Genomic DNA, 3,658 nt, shown 5'->3' with positions numbered 1-3,658 from the left:
CTCAGACCTGCTCTGGCAGTCTCGAGGCGCCACAGCAAGGAGACCGCCTGGACGCCCTCGGCATAGAGAATCTGAGCCTCGAGCTCCGTCGAAATCTGGCTATAGACCTGCTGCTGGGCCAGCAATAGCGGTGTAAGGTCGTGGCCCAGGCGCATCAAAAAAGCTATTTTGAGCCGCAAATCGGAACGCCCATAGCGTAGCCGCGTTACCGGCGTGCGGAGCCACTTCAGGGCGGACGCCCTTCCCCTGGGGGTTGCGGCAAAAAGGGTTCGGGGTGGCCCGGCATCGCCCTCTTCCAGCCGCACTGCCTCGACAAGTCCTCGAGCCTCCAGGTGCTCCAGTGCCCGATAGACCTGGGTGCGCTGGATACGCCAGATATCCCCCAGATCACCACTCGGAGCAAACAGCGCTGCAATGCGAAACCCATGCGATTCTTGCTCCAACAGGGTCGTCAAAACGGCCCAGTCGGTGGTTGAAAGCTTCTGGGCTGCCTCCTCTGCCACGGCTACCGCTTAACAAAACTACCGAGCATCCCTCGCAGTCTTAAGTATCGCCAGGAATAGCCCAAATTCCTATGAAGAGCGCTCTAAGCGGCACCCCTACCTTAGCCCGAGCGCCCTGCGGGCCGCATTGACCTGGGCTGCCGTCATGGTCTTGGCCCGCTGTGCCTGCACTTCTGCAGCTGTGAAGGGCCTCTGGCCCGTCGGGAACCTGTTGCCCCACTGGGTCGAGATGTGGTTGAGCAGCGCAGCAAGGTCGGCATCGCTGAGGTGACGATAGCCCGGCATAACCCCCATGTACCGCACCCCTCCAACGGTAATTTCACCACTCAACCCATACAACATCATCTGAATGATCCAGACCCTTCCACCTCTAGCCGCCAGAATTTCTGGAACATGTCCGGCCAGCGGGGGAAAGACCCCTCGGATGCCAGCACCATTAGGCTGGTGACAGCCCTGGCATTGCTGGTATAGGGCAGCTCCACTTTGTGCAAAAGCAGCGGAAGTCAGCAGGATCATAGCAACGAGTAGATGCTTCATCAAAATTCCTCCATTGAAGATTTTACGCCATCACACTACGGGACGTTTATACGTGCCCGGTTGTTGCCCACTTGCTGTGGGGTTGGACGGGGGCTCACGTTTCGGGCACTGGCAACCTCTGCTGCGGAAATGGGGCGGTGTTCCCGTGGGAGTAGCCTGTCGTTGCCCCAGGCATTAAGGATGTGGTTAAGCACGGTAGCAATCTGCTCGTCGGTGAGCTGCCCAAACGCTGGCATGACCCCGTTGTAATTGTTGCCCCTGGCCCGGATCGGGCCCTGCATCCCAAAGAGCAGCGAATTGATCAGGTGCGCCCGGCCCTCAGGAGTTTTGACCAGTTCGGTGGTGTGGGCCGCGAGCGGTGGGAAAGCCCCCACCCGGCCCTGACCATTCTCGCCGTGGCAGAACACGCAGTTCTGCTGGTAGATCTGTGGCCCGGCCTGGGCCAGCACCAGGCTGAAGAGCGTTAGAAGTCCGAAGAGTATTCTCACGCCTCGAGTATAGCTCTGCGCTACCAGGCAAAAGTAAGTTTTGGGCCTTACCGCAGCTTCGGTTAACCAATCATGAATATCTGTGGAGCCACAGGTCGCCCACCCCTACCGCATATCCCTCAGAACTCCAGTGGGAGTCAGGCTCTGGAAAACATTCCGTCTTATGAGGATGGCCCTAACGTGATTTCACCTCCGACCAGACCTTGTTGAAAACCTCGGCCCGATCTCCCAGGTCGGAGAGCAGTTCGAGGCGGGCTTTCTTTTCTGGCGTGGGGTAGATGAGCGGATTATCCCTTTCCTGAATCTTGTCCATTGCCGCCGCCACCGGGGTGGCATAGCCAATCGAGTTGGAAATCTGCGCGGCAATCTCGGGCTCGAGCAGGAAATTGATGAACCTGTAGGCCAGCTCGTGGTTGGGACTTTTTTGCATAACGACCAGGTTGTCCGTCCAGAGCGTGGCGCCCTCGGTGGGAATTACATACCTGAGCTGGGGGTTCTCGGCCTGGGCCGCCAGAATATCGCCGGAGTAGGCCGGCCCCCCCGCAATGTCCCCTGCAATCAGGCGGTCGCGGATACTGGTTCCGCCCGCAAAGCCACGAGAGCGGCGTTTAGTCCCGAGCACAAGAGTTTGCACTTCTGCCAGCCTGGCCGGATCGGTGGTGTTAACCGACTGGCCCTTGAACAGGAGGGCAGCCCCCACCTGTTCGCGCATCTCGTCCAGGAGCAGGAAGTTCCCTACCTGTCTGGCAGGGTCAAATAGCACCGCCCAGCTTTCTACCGGCCCCGTTACCAGATCCGCTCGATAGGCCAGGCCGGTAGTTCCCCACTGGTAGACCACACTGTGTCTGGCCCCTGGGTCGAAGGCAGGGTCGGCAAACTGAGGATCGAGATTATTCAGGTTGGGAATTTTGGACTTATCCAGTTCCAGCAGGCTCCCGGCCCGCACCAGCGAACCAATGGTGTAGTCGGAAGTGATCAACACATCGTACTCTCTATCCCCCCCCGCTTGTAGCTTGGTGAGCATGGCCTCGGGCGAGTCGTAGGTATCCTCGACCACCCTGACCCCTTCGCGCCTTTCGAACTCGTCCAGCACCTCACGGGGCATGTAGTCCGACCAGTTCAAAAGGCGCAGTTCTTTCTGCTGCTGTCCACAGCCCGCTATCAGTAAAGCCAGAAGACCGATCATCCAGAGTTTATTCACACGCTACCTCCCGTGGGTGGCTCGAGGGGCCAATCCACTCAAGCCCGTCTCCTCCAGAACAGTGTCCCAATAACCAGAATCAAGATTGTAGCCCCCACCATCAATGTCGAGAGGGCATGTACTTCCGGGCTAACCCCCAGTTTCACTGAGGAATAGATGTACAGCGGCAGGGTGGTCGAACCCGGCCCAGAGGTGAAGAAGGTGACCACGAAATCGTCGAGCGAGAGACTAAAGGCCAGCAGTGCCCCCGCGATCACCCCTGGCATGATCAGGGGCAACGTCACCTCGCGGAAGGTGTGCCAGGGCGTGGCCCCCAGGTCTTTGGCGGCCTCCTCGAGAGTAGGGTCAAGCAGCATCAAGCGAGCCCGTACCACCAGCGTCACGTAGGCAATCTGGAAGCTGATATGAGCCAGAATGATGGTAAATAGCGAGAGCCGGGGCCAGCCAATGGCATCGCGCACCACATCAAAAAGCAGCAAGAGCGAGATTCCCATCACCACATCCGGCACCACCACCGGCACATACAGCAAATAGCGCAAAGCGTTTTGCAACCGGAACTGATAGCGCACCAGCCCGATAGCCATGAGCGTACCGAGGATGGTCGAAGCAATGGTGGAGACCACCGCGACAATCAGGGTATTGGTGAGGAAGTCCAGAGTTCGCTCGTTGTTAAAAAGCCGAACATACCAGTCGAAAGTGAAGCCGGTGAAACGTACCCCAAAGCGGCTCTGGTTGAAGGAAAGCGCCACGATCACCACGATGGGCAGGTATAAGAAGGCAAACACCAGCCAGGCGTGAACCGAGAGCAGACGTTTCATGCCGATCTCCCCTCAGAGCGTTGGCGGGCTTTTTTTCTTCTAACCCCGCACTCGGCGTCGCTGCAAATAAGGCGTTTTCTCGCCGAAGTTGGCATCACGTCTCTAATCTGC

Annotated in this window: 5 protein-coding genes; all 5 read right to left on the bottom strand. The window is 58.4% G+C overall.

Features of this window, described 5'->3' with window-relative positions; genetic code table 11:
• Nucleotides 1-503 (bottom strand): PadR family transcriptional regulator (locus Q0288_RS10670; RefSeq protein WP_299430224.1); only part of this gene is annotated, 503 nt, incomplete at its 3' end.
• A 96-nt stretch (nucleotides 504-599) separates the two neighbouring features.
• A complete protein-coding gene (locus Q0288_RS10665) occupies nucleotides 600-1,040 on the bottom strand; it encodes a cytochrome c (RefSeq protein WP_299430222.1) in 441 nt (146 codons plus the stop codon).
• 35 nt (nucleotides 1,041-1,075) lie between these two features.
• On the bottom strand, nucleotides 1,076-1,528 hold the full coding sequence (locus Q0288_RS10660) for a cytochrome c (protein WP_299430220.1): 453 nt from the start codon (nucleotides 1,526-1,528) through the stop codon (nucleotides 1,076-1,078).
• Nucleotides 1,529-1,703: 175 nt separating this feature from the next.
• Nucleotides 1,704-2,729, bottom strand: a complete 1,026-nt coding sequence (locus tag Q0288_RS10655; protein WP_299430218.1) for a spermidine/putrescine ABC transporter substrate-binding protein — start codon at nucleotides 2,727-2,729, stop codon at nucleotides 1,704-1,706.
• Nucleotides 2,730-2,767: 38 nt separating this feature from the next.
• Nucleotides 2,768-3,547, bottom strand: a complete 780-nt coding sequence (locus Q0288_RS10650) for an ABC transporter permease (protein WP_299430216.1) — start codon at nucleotides 3,545-3,547, stop codon at nucleotides 2,768-2,770.
• Nucleotides 3,548-3,658: the final 111 nt, after the last annotated feature.

The sequence above is a fragment of the uncultured Meiothermus sp. genome (genome assembly GCF_937863175.1).
In the GTDB taxonomy this organism is placed as follows: Bacteria; Deinococcota; Deinococci; order Deinococcales; family Thermaceae; genus Meiothermus.
The sequence above is the reverse complement of the archived record's forward strand: the minus strand, read 5'-3'. Positions and strand labels throughout refer to the sequence as shown.